11 protein-coding genes are annotated in these 13426 nt (G+C 72.9%); 3 read left to right on the top strand and 8 right to left on the bottom strand.

Translation table 11 applies throughout. From position 1 onward, the window contains the following. Positions 1 to 138 precede the first annotated feature (138 nt). Positions 139 to 1164: a DUF2510 domain-containing protein gene (locus OHN19_RS06860; RefSeq protein ID WP_330263285.1), complete on the bottom strand. Its 1026-nt coding sequence runs from the start codon at positions 1162 to 1164 to the stop codon at positions 139 to 141. Positions 1165 to 1794: 630 nt separating this feature from the next. Between OHN19_RS06860 and OHN19_RS06855 the strand changes: the two genes are divergently transcribed. After that, a complete protein-coding gene (locus tag OHN19_RS06855) occupies positions 1795 to 4464 on the top strand; it encodes an ATP-binding protein (RefSeq protein ID WP_330263284.1) in 2670 nt (889 codons plus the stop codon). Positions 4465 to 4544: 80 nt separating this feature from the next. Here the strand turns inward: OHN19_RS06855 and OHN19_RS06850 are convergent, their stop codons facing one another. From OHN19_RS06850 to pcaH, 5 genes are read right to left on the bottom strand one after another with little or no spacing between them, the layout of a single operon-like run. After that, positions 4545 to 5336, bottom strand: coding sequence for an SDR family NAD(P)-dependent oxidoreductase (locus tag OHN19_RS06850; RefSeq protein WP_330263283.1), 792 nt, complete (start codon positions 5334 to 5336; stop codon positions 4545 to 4547). Between the two features lie 48 nt (positions 5337 to 5384). Continuing rightward, positions 5385 to 6512, bottom strand: a complete 1128-nt coding sequence (gene pcaD, locus OHN19_RS06845) for a 3-oxoadipate enol-lactonase (protein ID WP_330263282.1) — start codon at positions 6510 to 6512, stop codon at positions 5385 to 5387. Next, positions 6509 to 7840, bottom strand: a complete 1332-nt coding sequence (gene pcaB, locus OHN19_RS06840; protein WP_330263281.1) for a 3-carboxy-cis,cis-muconate cycloisomerase — start codon at positions 7838 to 7840, stop codon at positions 6509 to 6511. Before pcaB ends, pcaD begins: the two co-directional genes overlap by 4 nt. Continuing rightward, positions 7837 to 8442 carry a protocatechuate 3,4-dioxygenase subunit alpha gene (pcaG, locus tag OHN19_RS06835; RefSeq protein WP_330263280.1) on the bottom strand — a complete coding sequence of 202 codons (606 nt, stop codon included), beginning with the start codon at positions 8440 to 8442 and terminating at the stop codon, positions 7837 to 7839. The genes pcaB and pcaG overlap by 4 nt, the downstream gene beginning before the upstream one ends. A 6-nt stretch (positions 8443 to 8448) precedes the next feature. Continuing rightward, positions 8449 to 9222: a protocatechuate 3,4-dioxygenase subunit beta gene (pcaH, locus tag OHN19_RS06830; protein WP_330263279.1), complete on the bottom strand. Its 774-nt coding sequence runs from the start codon at positions 9220 to 9222 to the stop codon at positions 8449 to 8451. 150 nt (positions 9223 to 9372) lie between these two features. On the opposite strand from pcaH, the gene OHN19_RS06825 reads away from it, so the two are divergent. Next, complete coding sequence (locus tag OHN19_RS06825) at positions 9373 to 9837, top strand: MarR family winged helix-turn-helix transcriptional regulator (protein WP_330263278.1); 465 nt, start codon at positions 9373 to 9375, stop codon at positions 9835 to 9837. A gap of 28 nt (positions 9838 to 9865) precedes the next feature. Here OHN19_RS06825 and OHN19_RS06820 read toward each other — a convergent pair whose 3' ends face one another. Next, positions 9866 to 10894: a DUF3048 domain-containing protein gene (locus OHN19_RS06820; protein WP_330263277.1), complete on the bottom strand. Its 1029-nt coding sequence runs from the start codon at positions 10892 to 10894 to the stop codon at positions 9866 to 9868. Between the two features lie 229 nt (positions 10895 to 11123). On the opposite strand from OHN19_RS06820, the gene OHN19_RS06815 reads away from it, so the two are divergent. After that, positions 11124 to 12314, top strand: a complete 1191-nt coding sequence (locus OHN19_RS06815; RefSeq protein ID WP_330263276.1) for a zinc-dependent alcohol dehydrogenase — start codon at positions 11124 to 11126, stop codon at positions 12312 to 12314. Between the two features lie 12 nt (positions 12315 to 12326). Here the strand turns inward: OHN19_RS06815 and OHN19_RS06810 are convergent, their stop codons facing one another. Further along, positions 12327 to 13388 carry an ATP-dependent DNA ligase gene (locus OHN19_RS06810; protein WP_330263275.1) on the bottom strand — a complete coding sequence of 354 codons (1062 nt, stop codon included), beginning with the start codon at positions 13386 to 13388 and terminating at the stop codon, positions 12327 to 12329. Positions 13389 to 13426 lie beyond the last annotated feature (38 nt).

Genomic DNA, 13426 nt, shown 5'->3' with positions numbered 1-13426 from the left:
CGGCCGGGTGGGGTTCCTCTTGAGCGGAGAGGCGCCCCACCCGGCCGACGGGTATTCCGGGCCCAGAGCGCCCTGTCGGTGTCCCGGGCGGACGATCCTTCGCCACGCGCCCGTCTCGTGCGCGCCGGTTGCCCGGAGTCAGACGTTGCTGCCGCTGCCGCCGCCAGTGGAGACCTTGATCCCCTTGGTGATGTCGTCGATCACGGTCTGGCCCTCGGCGACGTCCACGCCGAAGCGCACCACCACGATCTGCTGCGGGTTCGCCGGTGCCGGGAAGGCCAGCGACTGGACGTAGCCGTCCGAGCCCTTGCTGGTGACCGCCTTCCAGCGGACCAGGTAGCCCTTCTGCCCGGCCACCGTCACCGCCTTGGAGTCGAGCACGTCGTGCGAGGTGATCGAGCCGTAGGTCTTGCCGCCGTACGACTGCTCGGCGTTCGCCTCGATATCGGCCTTGGCGACCTGCTCGGCCGTGCTGCCCTTGCTGCCCAGCGCCAGTGCGGGCGCCGAGTAGGCACCGCCCTTCGTGCAGTTCGCGGAGGCGTCGCCGGGGCAGGCGTAGGAGTCCTTCGAGGTGACGGACGCGCCGACCTGGATCTCCTGGCCGTACCAGCCGTCCGGGATGGGCAGGCTGATCCCGTCGATCGAGTCGGTCACCGAACCGCTCTCGATCCTCGGCGCCTCGGAACCCTGGGGGGAGGGTGAGGCGCCCCCGGAACCGCCGTCGTCCCCGCCGCCGGAGCCGCCGTTGCCGCCGAAGGGTCCGCCCTGGCCGTTCTGGCCCCCGGTGCCGCCGGGGCCGCCCTGACCGCCCGGCCCCTGCGAGTTGGCGGTGTCGTCGCTTCCGTTGCCGCTGTCGGCCAGCGCGTACACACCCACGCCTATGCTCGCCAGGACCACGACGGCCACCGCCACGGCTATGCCGATACGGCCGCGCCGCGACGTGGCCGGCGGCTGCGCGGGATACGCCGGGTACGCCGGATACGCCGGGTAGGCCGAGTACTCCCCGGGGCTGGCGACCTGTTCCGGGGGACCCCATGCGGCGGCCGATCCGGTGGGCCGGGTCCGCTCCGTCCACGCCTTGCCGTCCCACCAGCGCTCGGTGGCGGGACCGTCACTTGTCTGCCCGGGATCGGGGTACCACCCGGGGGGAGTCTCCTGCGTCATGCCCCCACCGTAAGAGCACTCGGTGAAAGAGGGATGAGAGGGGGCGCCGGTCGATTCCGCCCGGGACCTCCGCGCGCGCCGGGCGATCACCTGAGGGCGAGCCGCAGCCCGCCCCGGCCGGCGGTGAGCGAACCCGGAGCACACGCGTGCCGGACGCCGGTGCTCCTGGCTGGGCGGCGGACGGCCCGTGAACGGTCAGGGCCCTCGTCAGATCGAGCAGGCCGATCGCGCAGGCCGCCGCCACGCAGGGCCCGGCATCCCGGGACCCGCCCCGCCATCAGCCCCACAACCGCGCCCGCGCCGGAAACACCCCCCGGCATCGCGCCGCGCCGACCAACCGCCACCCCACTCCACCGCACCCGCGCGAAATTACCGCCACCCCCAACCGCCCCCGCGGAACTACCGCCACCCCCACCTCGCCCCCTCACGGACGCCCGACAGCCCCCGACAGACCGATAACTGACTGATGGTCAGGTTTGTCGACGCCTGGTCGCGGGCATGGTGCGTCGCCTGCGCGTACCCCAGGTCACCCGTCACGGCAACAGGTGCCCCGACCGGCCTCCGCTTCCGCACCCGGACGGCTACGCTCGAGATCTGTACGTCGTTCAGGCGACTTGGGGAGGTAGCGGGATGACGGAGGTACGGCCCCCTGCGGCCGCCCCGGCCTCGCTGTGGGAGCGCGACGAGGAACTCACCGCCGTCGAACGCGCGGTCGACTCCCTGTGCGAGGACCGCTCGTCCGCGGGCAGTCTGCTGGTGATCCGCGGCGAGGCGGGCTTCGGCAAGACCGCCCTGCTGGCCCAGACCCGCCGGATCGCCGAGGCCCGCGGCTGCACCGTCTGGTCGGCCCGCGGCGGCGAGACCCTCAGGTCCGTCCCCTTCAACGTCGTACGGCAACTCCTCCAGCCCGCCCTCCTGTCGCTGATGCCCGAGGAGGCCCGGGAGTACCTCGGCGACTGGTACGACATCGCCGGCCCCGCCCTCGGCATCGCGGACCCGGGGGAGCGGCAGGCCGACCCGCAGGGCGTGTGCGACGGACTCGTCGCCGCGGTGCGCCGGCTGGCCCGCCGGACCTGGCCGCTGGTGCTGACGGTCGACGACGCCCACTGGGCCGACCAGGAGACCCTGCGCTGGCTCGCCGCCTTCGCCGAGCGCCTCGACGACCTGTCCGTCCTGGTCGTGGTGGCCCGCCGTCCCGGCGAGGCCACCGGCGAGAGCGCCCGCCTCCTGGACACGGTGGCCGCGGCCGCCGGCCGCCCCGTCACCAACCTGAGCGCCCTCACCCCGCCGGCCACCGCGGGCCTCACCCGCGCCACCCTGGGCGAGCACGCCGACGCCCCGTTCTGCCGCGAGGTCTGGGCCGTCACCGCCGGCAACCCGTACGAGACCGTCGAACTCCTCGCCAAGGTCCAGGACAGCGAGCTGGAGCCGACCGAGGACTCGGCGAGCGAACTGCGGGAGCTGAACCGCTCGGCCCGCGGCGGCGGCCTCGTCGCCCGCCTGGAGGAACTCGGCATCGACGCCACCCGGTTCGCCTGGGCCGCCGCGATCCTCGGCACCGACATCTCCGTCGGCCTGGCCGCCCGGCTCGCCACCCTGAGGCCCGAGAAGGCGGCCGTCTGCGCCGAACTGCTGCGCAACGCCCGCATCCTCACCGACGTCCAGGGCGAGGAGGACGAGCTGGAGTTCGTCCACCCGCTGATCGCCACCGCCGTCTACGACTCCATCCCCGACGCCCTGCGCACCGCGATGCACGGCATCGCCGCCCAACTCGTCACCGACTCCGGGCACGGCGCCGCGGCCGCCTCCCGGCATCTCCTCCAGGTCCACCCGGACGACGACGAGGAACTCGTCGAGCAGCTGCGCGAGGCCGCCCGCGAACACCTCGCCGTCGGCGCCCCCGACGCGGCCCGCCGCTGCCTGGAGCGCGCGCTGCTGGAACCCCCGGCACCCGAGGTCCACGCGCGCGTGCTCTTCGAACTCGGCTGCGCCACCCTCCTCACCGCCCCGGCCAAGACCATCGGCCACCTCCAGACCGCGCTCGCCATGCCCGGCCTGGAGGGCTCCGCCCGGGTCGACGCCGTCGTCCGCCTCTCCCAGGCGCTGATGCACAACAACCAGCTGGAGGAGGCGGTCCGCACCGTCGAGGCGGAAGCCGCCCGGCACGAGGAGGGCCCGGCGCGGCTCCGCCTCCAGGCCGTGCAGTACACCTGGGAGAGCCTCTACCCGGGCGAGGCCACCTCCCCGGGCCGCTCCGAGCGCCTCGCCGCCCTGGCCGCCACCTGCACGGGCCGGGACAACTCCGAGCGCGCCCTGCTCATCCTGCGCGGGTTCGACGCGATGGCCCACGGCGAGAGCGCCGAGGAGATCGCCGAGATCTGCGACCGCGCCCTCGTCAACGGCCGCCTCGCCCCCGGACTCGGCTGGACCGACACCGAGTGGGGCCTCGAACTGCCGCTGATGCTGGCCAGCGCGTACGCCTTCACCGACCGGCTGGACCGGGCCGAGGCCCTGTACAGCGACGCCCTGCGCACCTACGAGTCGGCCGGCTGGAGCGGCGGTCACCTCGCGCTCGCCCATGCCTACGTCGGTCTCGGCCACCGTCGGCGCGGCCGGCTGCGGGAGGCGGAGACCTCCCTGCGCGAGTCCCTGCGGCTCGCCGAGCGGGTCGGGCGCGGACTGCCGCTGTACTGGTCGGCGACCTGTAACCTCGTCGACACGCTGCTCGCGCGCGGGCATGTCGAGGAGGCCTGGGCGATCGCCGAGCAGTACGGGTTCGCGCCGCCGTACCCGTCCACGATCGTGCTGCCCGACCCGCGGTCCGTGCGCGGTCGCCTGTTGCTGGCGGTCGGCCGCACCAAGGAAGCGGTCAACGAACTCGACGCCGCGGAGAAGGCGGCCGAGGTGCGGGGCCACCACAACCCGGTGCTGGTGCCCTGGGCCTTCGACCTCGCGCGCGCTCTCGCCGTGGACGATCCGGTGCGGGCGGCCCAGCTGTCCACGGAGGTCCGCCGGCACGCCGAGCGGCTCGGTACCGACACCGCCATCGGTGAGGCGCTGCGGTGTGCCGCCGCGCTGGAGACCGGCCAGCGGGCGGTGCGGCTTGCCGCGCAGGCGGTGGCGTATCTGGAGTCTTCGCCCTGTCAGTACGAGCATGCGGCGGCGCGGGTCGAGTACGGGATTCTCGCGCGGTCGGTGGCTGAGCTGAATCGGGGGGTGGCGTTGGCTCGGTCGTGCGGGGCGGACGGGTTGGTCGCGCAGGCCAGAGAGGTGCTGGAGACGGGGCGGGGGCTGCGTTAGGCCGGCGATCGGCTCCAGCGCCGTCGTGGCTGGTCGCGCCCACGCGGCGGAGCCGCACATCGATACAGCCCCGCGCCCCTTCAGGGCGCCAGCAGCTGGTCGGTGATCGACGACAGACCCTTCTGCACGCCCCTGTCGTACGCCCCCTCATGCGCCCGAGCCGGACTCGTCCCGTCGAAGTAGCCACCCGACCCCACGTCCCGTGTGGCCAGCGCCAGCACCCCCGGTGCCCCGTCCGCCACCGTCGACCAAGGCGCCACCCCGCCCTCCCTGACCATCGCCGTGTCCATGAAGGTGGCCGGGTGCAGGACGTTCACCGCGACCCCCGTGCCCTCCAACTCCTCGGCCAGCGCGAAGGTGTGGGCCGCGAGGGCGAACTTGGCCCGGCAGTACGCGGCGAAGCCGGCGTAACCCCGGGTGAACTGCGGATCGTCGAAGTCGACCGGCTCCTGCCCCACCGACCCCACGTTGACGATCCGGGCCGGAGTGTTCGCGCGCAAGGTCGGCAGCAGGACCCGGGTCAGGGCCACCGGTGCCAAGTAGTTGACCGCCAGGCGGAGTTCGTGACCGTCGGCGCTCAGCTCGCGGCCCGAACCCGGTGAACCGGCGCCCACACCCGCGTTGTTGATCAGGACGTCGAGCTCGGGACGGGCCTCGGCCACTCGCGCGCCCAGGTCGCGGACCTCGGCCAGGGAGGCCAGGTCGGCGACGAACCCCTCGGCCTCACCCTCCAGCCGCAGCTCCGCCACGAGACTCTCGGTACGACCCCGGTCGCGGCCGTGGGCGAGGACGACGTGACCGGAGCGGACCAGCTCGAAGGCGACGTAGCGGCCGAGACCGGAGGTGGCGCCGGTGATCAGGATGGTCGACATGCCCCCACCGTAGGCAGGTCACGTCACCCGTGCCTGCCCCTGCCGGTGTCACCCTTCCGATTCCGCTTCCTCCGCCAGCACCCGCTGGGCCGTGGCGAACGCCGAGTTGGCCGCCGGAACCCCGCAGTACACGGCCGTCTGGAGCAGTACGGCCCCGATCTCGTCCGGCGTGAGGCCGTTGCGGCGGGCCGCGCGTACATGCATGGCCAGCTCGTCGTAGTGGCCGTGGGCGACCAGCGCCGTCAGTGTGATCATGCTGCGCTCGCGGCGGCTGAGCGTCGGGTCGGTCCAGATCTCGCCCCACGCGTAGCGCGAGATGAAGTCCTGGAAGCGGGCGGTGAACGGGGTCTGGCGGGACTGCGCCCGGTCCACGTGGGTGTCCCCGAGCACCTCGCGCCGCACCTCCATGCCGCGCCGGGCGCCGCCGTCGAGGTGGGCCCGCAGGGTGGTGAGCACGGCCTCCGGGCACTGTGCCGGTGCCAGGTGCGAGGCCCCCGGCAGCTCGACGAGGGTGGCGCGCGGCACCGCGTCGGCGATCTCCCGCAGGTGGGGCGGCGGGGTCGCCGGGTCCTGGCGGCCCGCGATCAGCAGGGTCGGCGCGGAGATCCCGGCCAGCCGGTCGCGCAGGTCGAAGGCGGCCAGGGCGTCACAGCAGGCGGCGTAGGCCCGCGGGTCGGCCTCGGCGTGGTCCCGTACGAGCACCGGGTCGGTGAAGTCCCCGGCGAACCAACGGGAGTTCGCGCTCTCCAGCAGCCACTCCAGCCCTTCCCGGCGGACCCGCTCGGCCCGCTCCTGCCACGGCTTGCTGCCGTTGAAGTGCGACGAGGAACAGATCACCGCCAGCGACTCGAGACGCTCCGGGTGGTGCACGGCCAGATGCAGACCGACGGCACCGCCCAGCGACACCCCGGCGTACGCGAACCGCTCGATGCCGAGCGAGTCGGCGAGGGTGAGGACCAGGTCGGCGAGGTCGCCCACCGTGGCGCCGGGAGAGATCAGGTCGGCGGCCGAACCGCCGTGCCCGGGCAGGTCCCAGCGGACCACCCGGTGGCTGATGGACAGCTCGGGCGCCACCTTGTCCCACAGGGCGTACGACGTCCCCAGGGAGGGCCCGAGCAGCAGCGGGGGAGCGGAAGCGGCGCCCTCGGTACGGTGGTTGAGGAGTTTCTCGGTCAACGTCGCTCCAGGGCACGGTCGGTGAGGGCTCCGGCGGATCCGGTGTAGCGGGCGGGGTCGGTGAGCTCGCCGAGGTCGACGTCCTTCAACTGCGGCTCCTGGGCGAGCAGTTCGCTCAGTGACCGGCCCTCGGTGTAGGTCCGTCGGGCGAGCTCGGTGAGCAGTTCCTTGGCGCGGGCCCGGCCCAGCACGGGGGCCAGCTCGGCGGAGAGCCGCTCGGAGACGATCAACCCGTGGGTGAGGCCGAGGTGCCGGCGCATGGCGTCTACGTTCACCCGCAGCCCCTCGGTGAGTTCGGCAGTGTCCCGGGCGGCGCCGCCGACCAGCCGCAGCAGATCCCTGAGCGGCTCCCACTCGGCGTGCCAGGCCCCGGCCGGCCGCTCGTCCTCGGCGGCCATCGAGCCGTACAGCGTGGCCGCGAGCTGGGGAGCGCGCCGGGCGGCGGCCGCGATCAGCGTGGACCGGACAGGGTTCGCCTTGTGCGGCATGGCGGAGGAACCGCCGCCGCTGCCCTCGGCGAGTTCGGCGATCTCGGTCCGGCCCAGCACCAGCACGTCCGCGGCGATCTTCCCGAGTGCTCCGGCCGTGAAAGCCAGGCATCCGGCGAGATCGGCGATCGGGGTGCGCAGGGTGTGCCACGGGAGGTCCGGCGCCCGCAGGCCCAGTTCCTGGGCGAAGGCCGCCGTGAGAGCCAGGGGGTCCTGGGCGCCGTACGCCGTGAAGGCCGCCGTCGTGCCGGCGGCGCCCGCCAGTTGGGCGGGCAGCGCGGACCGTACGGCGTCGGTCCGGTCCCGTGCGTCCAGCACCAGCGCACGCCACCCGGCCGCCTTCAGCCCGAACGTGGTCGGCACGGCGTGCTGGGTCAGGGTCCGTCCCGGCATCACGGTGTCCCGGTGCTCGGCGGCGAGCCGGGCGAGGGCCCGCTGCACTCGGTCGAGGTCCGCCAGCACCGGTTCGAGCGTGCGTACGGCCACCAGCATCATCGCCGTGTCCAGGATGTCCTGGCTGGTCGCGCCCCGGTGCACGGACGGGCCGTACTCCTCGCCGACCGCCTGCGTCAGGTCGGCGACCAGGGGGATGACGGGGTTGCCGCCGGCGCGCGCACGGTCGGCGAGGGACCGTACGTCGAAGCGGTCCGCGTGGGCCGCCCCGGCCACCGCCTCGGCCGCCCCGGCCGGGGCGAGACCCGACCGGGCCTGCACCCGGGTCAGCGCGGACTCCGCGTCCAGCAGCGCCTGGAGGAGGGCGCCGTCGGAGGCCGCGGAGGCGGCGGGGGAGCCTGCCCACCCGGGGGCGAGCAGACCGGTGTCCGGATCGGGAGAAGTCACTGGAACTCCAGGAAGACCGTCTCGCCTTCGCCCTGAAGGCGGATGTCGAAACGGTACGTCCCGTGGCCGGTGTCGGTGGCGATCAGCGTGTCGCGGCGGTCCGCGGCCAGGCCGGCGAGCAGCGGGTCGGCGGCGAGGGCCGTCTCGTCGCCCGGCAGGTAGATGCGGGTGAACAGGTGCACCAGCAGACCGCGCGCGAAGACGCAGACGCTGAGGTAGGGGGCGCTCTGCCCGCGCGCGCCGGGCCGCAGCGTGCGCGCGTACCAGTGCCCGTTGGCGTCGGTCTGGATCCGGCCCCAGCCGGTGAACTCCACGCCGTTGCGCCCGAGGTAGCCGCCGGTCGCCGGGTCGCGCCGGATGGAACCGTCGGTCGTCGGCAGGTTGCCGTCCGGGTCCGGGCCCCACAGCTCCACGAAGGCGTCCGGCAGCGGGTTGCCCTCGCCGTCGGTGATGTAGCCCTGGACGGTGATGGTGTCCGGGTGGCCGACGGGCGCGATGTCACCGCCGCCGGGGAAGGGCAGCGCGTAGCCGTAGAAGGGGCCGACGGTGTGCGAGGGGGTGGGCAGCAGGCTCTCGGGCGAGCTGGTGTCGATCTTCGTCATGGCAGGTCAGCGTCCTTCCTCGACCCAGGTGGCGTTCGGCCCGTCGAGCACGATGTCCCAGTGGTAGCCCATCGAGAACTCCGGTACGGACAGGCTGTGGTCGTAGGTCGCCACCAGTCGCTGCCGTGCCGCGTCGTCCGTCACCGACTGGATGATCGGGTCGTAGGGGAAGAGCGGGTCGCTCGGGAAGTACATCTGGGTCACCAGGCGCTGGGTGAACGCCGTGCCGAACATGGAGAAGTGGATGTGGGCGGGGCGCCAGGCGTTGACGTGGTTGCGCCACGGGTAGGGGCCGGGCTGGATGGTGGTGAAGCGGTAGAACCCGGAGTCGTCGGTGAGGGTGCGGCCGACGCCGGTGAAGTTCGGGTCCAGCGGGGCGTCGTGCTGCTCGCGCTGGTGGGCGTAGCGCCCGGCGGAGTTCGCCTGCCAGATCTCGATCAGCTGCCCGCGCACGGGACGGCCGTCCCGGTCGAGCAGCCGCCCGGAGACGGTGATCCGCTCGCCGATGGGCTCCCCGCGGTGGTGCCGGGTCAGGTCGTTGTCGATCTCGGTGATGTCCCGCTCCCCGAACGCCGGGGAGTGCAGCTCCACCAGCTCCGGGTCCTTGGAGACGTCGATGGTGACCGGCGGCTGCTTCGGGTGCCGCAGCACCGAGGAGCGGTAGGGCGTGTAGTCGCGCCGAGGGTGGTGCTCGACGGGCGCCCCGTCGGCGACCCGCTTCTCGTAGGCGGCGTGCTCGGCGGCGATTTCCTGGTCGATGTCGTGCTGGGTGAGGGTCATGAGCCGCATCTCTTCATTTGCTCAGTGCACTGAGTATTTGGCGAGGTTCCTCTTAAGCTGCCACTGTGGCAGCCTGTCGTCAAGGTTCCCTTACTCTTCAGTGCACCAACCAAATCTTCCTGCACCGACCCCTTCGACTCGGGAGCGCACATGGCCGCGGTGGACCTCACCACCCACCCCGGGCACCTCGCCCGGCGGCTCCAGCAGGCGCACTACCTGCTGTGGAACACGATGGTCTCCGAGGAGATCACCTCGCCGCAGTTCGCGGTCCTGAACGCGCTCGTCGCCGAGCCGGGCCTCGACCAGCGCACGGTGGGGGAGCGGGTCGGGCTCGACCGGTCCACCATCGCCGAGGTCGTCAGCCGGCTCGGCCGGCGCGGACTGCTCGACAAGGTCCGCGACGCGCAGGACGGCCGCCGCTTCCTGCTGCGCCCGACCGAGGACGGCGTGCGCACCCACCGCAAGCTGACCGTGCGCACGGCCCGGATGAACCAGGTCTTCCTGGCCCCGCTCTCCGCCGACGAGCAGCACCTGTTCTTCGAGCTGATCCGCCGGGTCTCGGACGCGGCGGAAGGGCTGCGCAATCCGGCGGAACCCCTGGTCAGCCGGCCCTGATCCCGTCCGCGTCCCGTTCCGGCGCGGCTCATGACGCCTTCGCGAACACCACCCACACCTGGCCCTTCGCGAAGTTCACCGGCGAGCCGTCCTTCGCGGTGAACCGCGTGCCGTCCGTCGCCTTCGCCCGCTTCCAGTTCACGTCGTAGGCGCGGCCGTCGCGCAGCACCTTCGCCTTCCCCGAGCCGACCGTCACCGTGTACGGCGTGTTGTTGCCGAGGAAGTCGTGGAAGGCGGACTTGCGCACCTTCACGTACTGGATCACGACCGTCGCCGGGGCCAGCCGCTTCCCGTCGGTCATCACGTCCGGTGTGCCGTCCAGCGAGACCAGCCAGCGCTCCCGGCTCGCGGACCAGGTGAAGGTGAAGCGGGCGGCCGGGAAGCGCACCGTCTCCGAGGTGTCCTTGGCGCCGCCGGCGGGCGCGGGGCCGTAGCGGAAGCCGGTGGTGAGCGCGTCCGCGCCCGGCGCGGTGGGCATCAGGCGCGCGGGGCGCAGGTAGAGGTTGTGCGGAATGGCCTTGCCGACGCCGCGGAAGTAGGCGTCGGACGCCTTCTCGGGGGTGCGGGCGTCCAGGGGCGCCCGGTTGATCAGGGGCATCAGCTTGCCCTGCGCGCCGGAGAAGGCGAGCGTCGGCTCGTGGAACTGGCGCAGCAGCTCCAGGTCCGACTCGCGGGCGCTGCGCACCGGGCCGACGGCCTTCGGCAGCTTGGTCGCGTACACCGCCATGAGCCGGCTGAGCCCGCCCTCGACCTGCTCGGCGTAGACGATGTCCGCGGAGTCCAGGCCGGTCTGCGGCCGCGCCGCCCGCACGTTGTCGATCTTCACGGCGAGCGGGGAGGGGTGATCGGCCTGCCGGGTGGATGCCGACGGGGTCGGTGCCGAGGCGCTCGGTTCCGAGGTGTCCATCCGGCCCCGGCCGTCGTCGGCCGGGACGCGGGGCGCCCCCTGGTCCGTGCAGCCCGCGACGAAGAGGCCCGTCGCGGCCAGGAGGAGCACCGCCGTCGTACGGGCGCGTCTCGCACGCGCCCCGGGTCTCTTGCCCGCCTTGTCCGCCATGTCCACCGTGTCCGCCCTCTGTGCCCTGCGCGCCAACCGCACCCGTCTCGTGTCATCGATTGTGCGCTTATAAGTTCTTTGGTGGCCATACCCGTCTGATTCTGATCGGTCGCGTCCAGTAGGTCGATCAGTCCCGGATCGCGGTTCGGCGGCGGGCGCCCCGGGTACCCGGGGCGCCGACCCCAGGACCGACACGCGAGACGCGATGTGACGGAGGGAGTGCCGGGCGATGAAGGCTGTGACCTGGCAGGGCAAGCGGGACGTACGGGTGGAAGAGGTGCCCGATCCCAAGATCAAGGAGCCGACGGACGCCGTCATCCGCATCACCTCCACCGGGCTGTGCGGCTCCGACCTGCATCTCTACGAGGTGCTCACCCCGTTCATGACACCGGGCGACATCCTCGGCCACGAACCCATGGGCATCGTCGAGGAGGTCGGCGCCGGGGTGCCCGACCTCGCGGCGGGCGACCGCGTCGTCGTGCCCTTCCAGATCGCCTGCGGCAACTGCTGGATGTGCATGACCGGCCTGCCGACCCAGTGCGAGACCACCCAGGTCACCAGCGAGGGCATGGGCGCCGCCCTGTTCGGCTACACCCGCCTGTACGGCGCGGTGCCGGGGGCCCAGGCCGAGTACCTGCGTGTCCCGCAGGCGCAGTACGGGCCGATCAAGGTCCCCGAGGGCCCGCCGGACGACCGCTTCGTCTACCTCTCCGACGTGCTGCCGACCGCCTGGCAGGCCGTCGCCTACGCGGACATCCCCGAGGGCGGCAGCGTGGCGGTGCTGGGCCTCGGGCCCATCGGCGACATGGCCTGCCGGGTCGCCCAGGTGCGCGGCGCCGGGCGCGTCTTCGGCGTGGACCTGGTGACCGAACGGCTGCGCAGGGCACGCGCGCGGGGTGTGGAGACGTACGACCTCAGGAGCTTCGACAACGAGAAGGAGCTGGTCCAGGCGATCCGCGACGAGACCGACGGACGCGGACCCGACGCCGTGATCGACGCGGTCGGCACCGAGGCCCACGGCAGCGCGGCCGCCCGGCTGGCCCAGAACGCCTCGGCCCTGCTGCCGAGGCGGATCAGCGGGCCCTTCGCCGAGCGCTTCAGCATCGACCGGCTGGCCGCCCTGCACACCGCGATCGAACTGGTGCGTCGCGGCGGCACGCTGTCCCTGACCGGCGTCTACGGCGGGATGGCCGACCCGCTCCCCATGCTCACCATGTTCGACAAGCAGATCCAGATCCGCATGGGCCAGGCCAACGTGCGGCGCTGGAGCGACGAGATCATCCCGTACCTGACCGACGAGGACCCGCTCGGCGTCGACGACTTCGCCACCCACCACGTGCCGCTGTCGGACGCCCCGCGCGCGTACGAGATGTTCCAGAAGAAGCAGGACGGCATGGTAAAGGTGCTGATGAAGCCCTGACCTCGACGGTCATCAGCCCAGGATCTCGTCCAGGTCGTACCGCACCGGCTCCTCCAGCTGCGCGTAGGTGCAGCTCTCGGGGGTCCGGTCGGGCCGCCAGCGGCGGAAGCGGGCGGTGTGGCGGAACCGTACGCCGTTCTCCATGTGGTCGTACGCCACCTCCGCCACCCGCTCCGGCCTCAGCGGCACCCACGACAGGTCCTTCTTGCCCGACCAGCGGCTCGGCGCCCCGGGCAGCCGGGCGCTCTCGTGGGCCGCCTCCTCCGCCCAGGCCGCCCACGGGTGCCCGCTCGCGTCCGCCATCCGCAGCGGCTCCAGCTCGTCGATCAGCTCGGCGCGCCGCTTCATCGGGAAGGCCGCCGACACGCCCACGTGCTGGAGCGTGCCCCGGTCGTCGTGGAGACCGAGCAGCAGGGAGCCGACGACCGGGCCGCTCTTGTGGAGCCGGTAGCCGGCCACCACCACGTCCGCCGTGCGCTCGTGCTTGACCTTGAACATGGCGCGCTCGTCCTGGAGGTAGCGCCCGGTGAGCGGCTTGGCGATGACCCCGTCCAGGCCCGCGCCCTCGTACTCCTCGAACCACCGCTGTGCCACACCGATGTCGGTCGTGGCGGGCGCGAGGTGCACCGGGGCCGTGACCCCGGACAGCGCCGTGGTGAGGAGCTTCCTGCGCCCGGCCAGCGGGACGTCCAGCAGGGACTCGTCCTGGAGCGCCAGCAGGTCGAAGGCGACGAAGGAGGCCGGGGTCCGCTCGGCCAGCGTCCGCACCCGGGAGGCCGCCGGGTGGATCCGCTCGCTCAGCGCGTCGAAGTCGAGGTGCCCCTCCCGCGCGATCACGATCTCCCCGTCCATCACACAGCGCTCCGGCAGCCGCTCCCGCAGGGCCTCGACCAGCTCGGGAAAATACCTGGTCAGCGTCTTGCCGGTACGGCTGCCCAGCTCGACCTCGGCCCCGTCCCGGAACACGATCGCCCGGAACCCGTCCCACTTCGCCTCGTAGTGCATGTCCGGCGGGATCTTCGCCACCGACTTGGCGAGCATGGGCTTCACAGGGGGCATCACCGGCAGATCCATGGTCCTGATTCTGCTGGGCGGTGGTGCATTTCGCCTGA

Origin of the sequence: Streptomyces griseorubiginosus (assembly GCF_036345115.1) — a bacterium.
Classification (GTDB): domain Bacteria; phylum Actinomycetota; class Actinomycetes; order Streptomycetales; family Streptomycetaceae; genus Streptomyces; species Streptomyces griseorubiginosus_C.
The sequence above is the reverse complement of the archived record's forward strand: the minus strand, read 5'-3'. Positions and strand labels throughout refer to the sequence as shown.

Excerpts from the sequence above, each read along its gene's own strand:
- OHN19_RS06860 (WP_330263285.1), bottom strand. The coding sequence starts at position 1,164 with ATGACGCAGGAGACTCCCCCCGGGTGGTACCCCGATCCCGGGCAGACA.
- OHN19_RS06855 (WP_330263284.1), top strand. The coding sequence starts at position 1,795 with ATGACGGAGGTACGGCCCCCTGCGGCCGCCCCGGCCTCGCTGTGGGAG.
- OHN19_RS06850 (WP_330263283.1), bottom strand. The coding sequence starts at position 5,336 with ATGTCGACCATCCTGATCACCGGCGCCACCTCCGGTCTCGGCCGCTAC.
- pcaG (WP_330263280.1), bottom strand. The coding sequence starts at position 8,442 with ATGACGAAGATCGACACCAGCTCGCCCGAGAGCCTGCTGCCCACCCCC.
- pcaH (WP_330263279.1), bottom strand. The coding sequence starts at position 9,222 with ATGACCCTCACCCAGCACGACATCGACCAGGAAATCGCCGCCGAGCAC.
- OHN19_RS06825 (WP_330263278.1), top strand. The coding sequence starts at position 9,373 with ATGGCCGCGGTGGACCTCACCACCCACCCCGGGCACCTCGCCCGGCGG.
- OHN19_RS06820 (WP_330263277.1), bottom strand. The coding sequence starts at position 10,894 with ATGGCGGACAAGGCGGGCAAGAGACCCGGGGCGCGTGCGAGACGCGCC.
- OHN19_RS06815 (WP_330263276.1), top strand. The coding sequence starts at position 11,124 with ATGAAGGCTGTGACCTGGCAGGGCAAGCGGGACGTACGGGTGGAAGAG.
- OHN19_RS06810 (WP_330263275.1), bottom strand. The coding sequence starts at position 13,388 with ATGGATCTGCCGGTGATGCCCCCTGTGAAGCCCATGCTCGCCAAGTCG.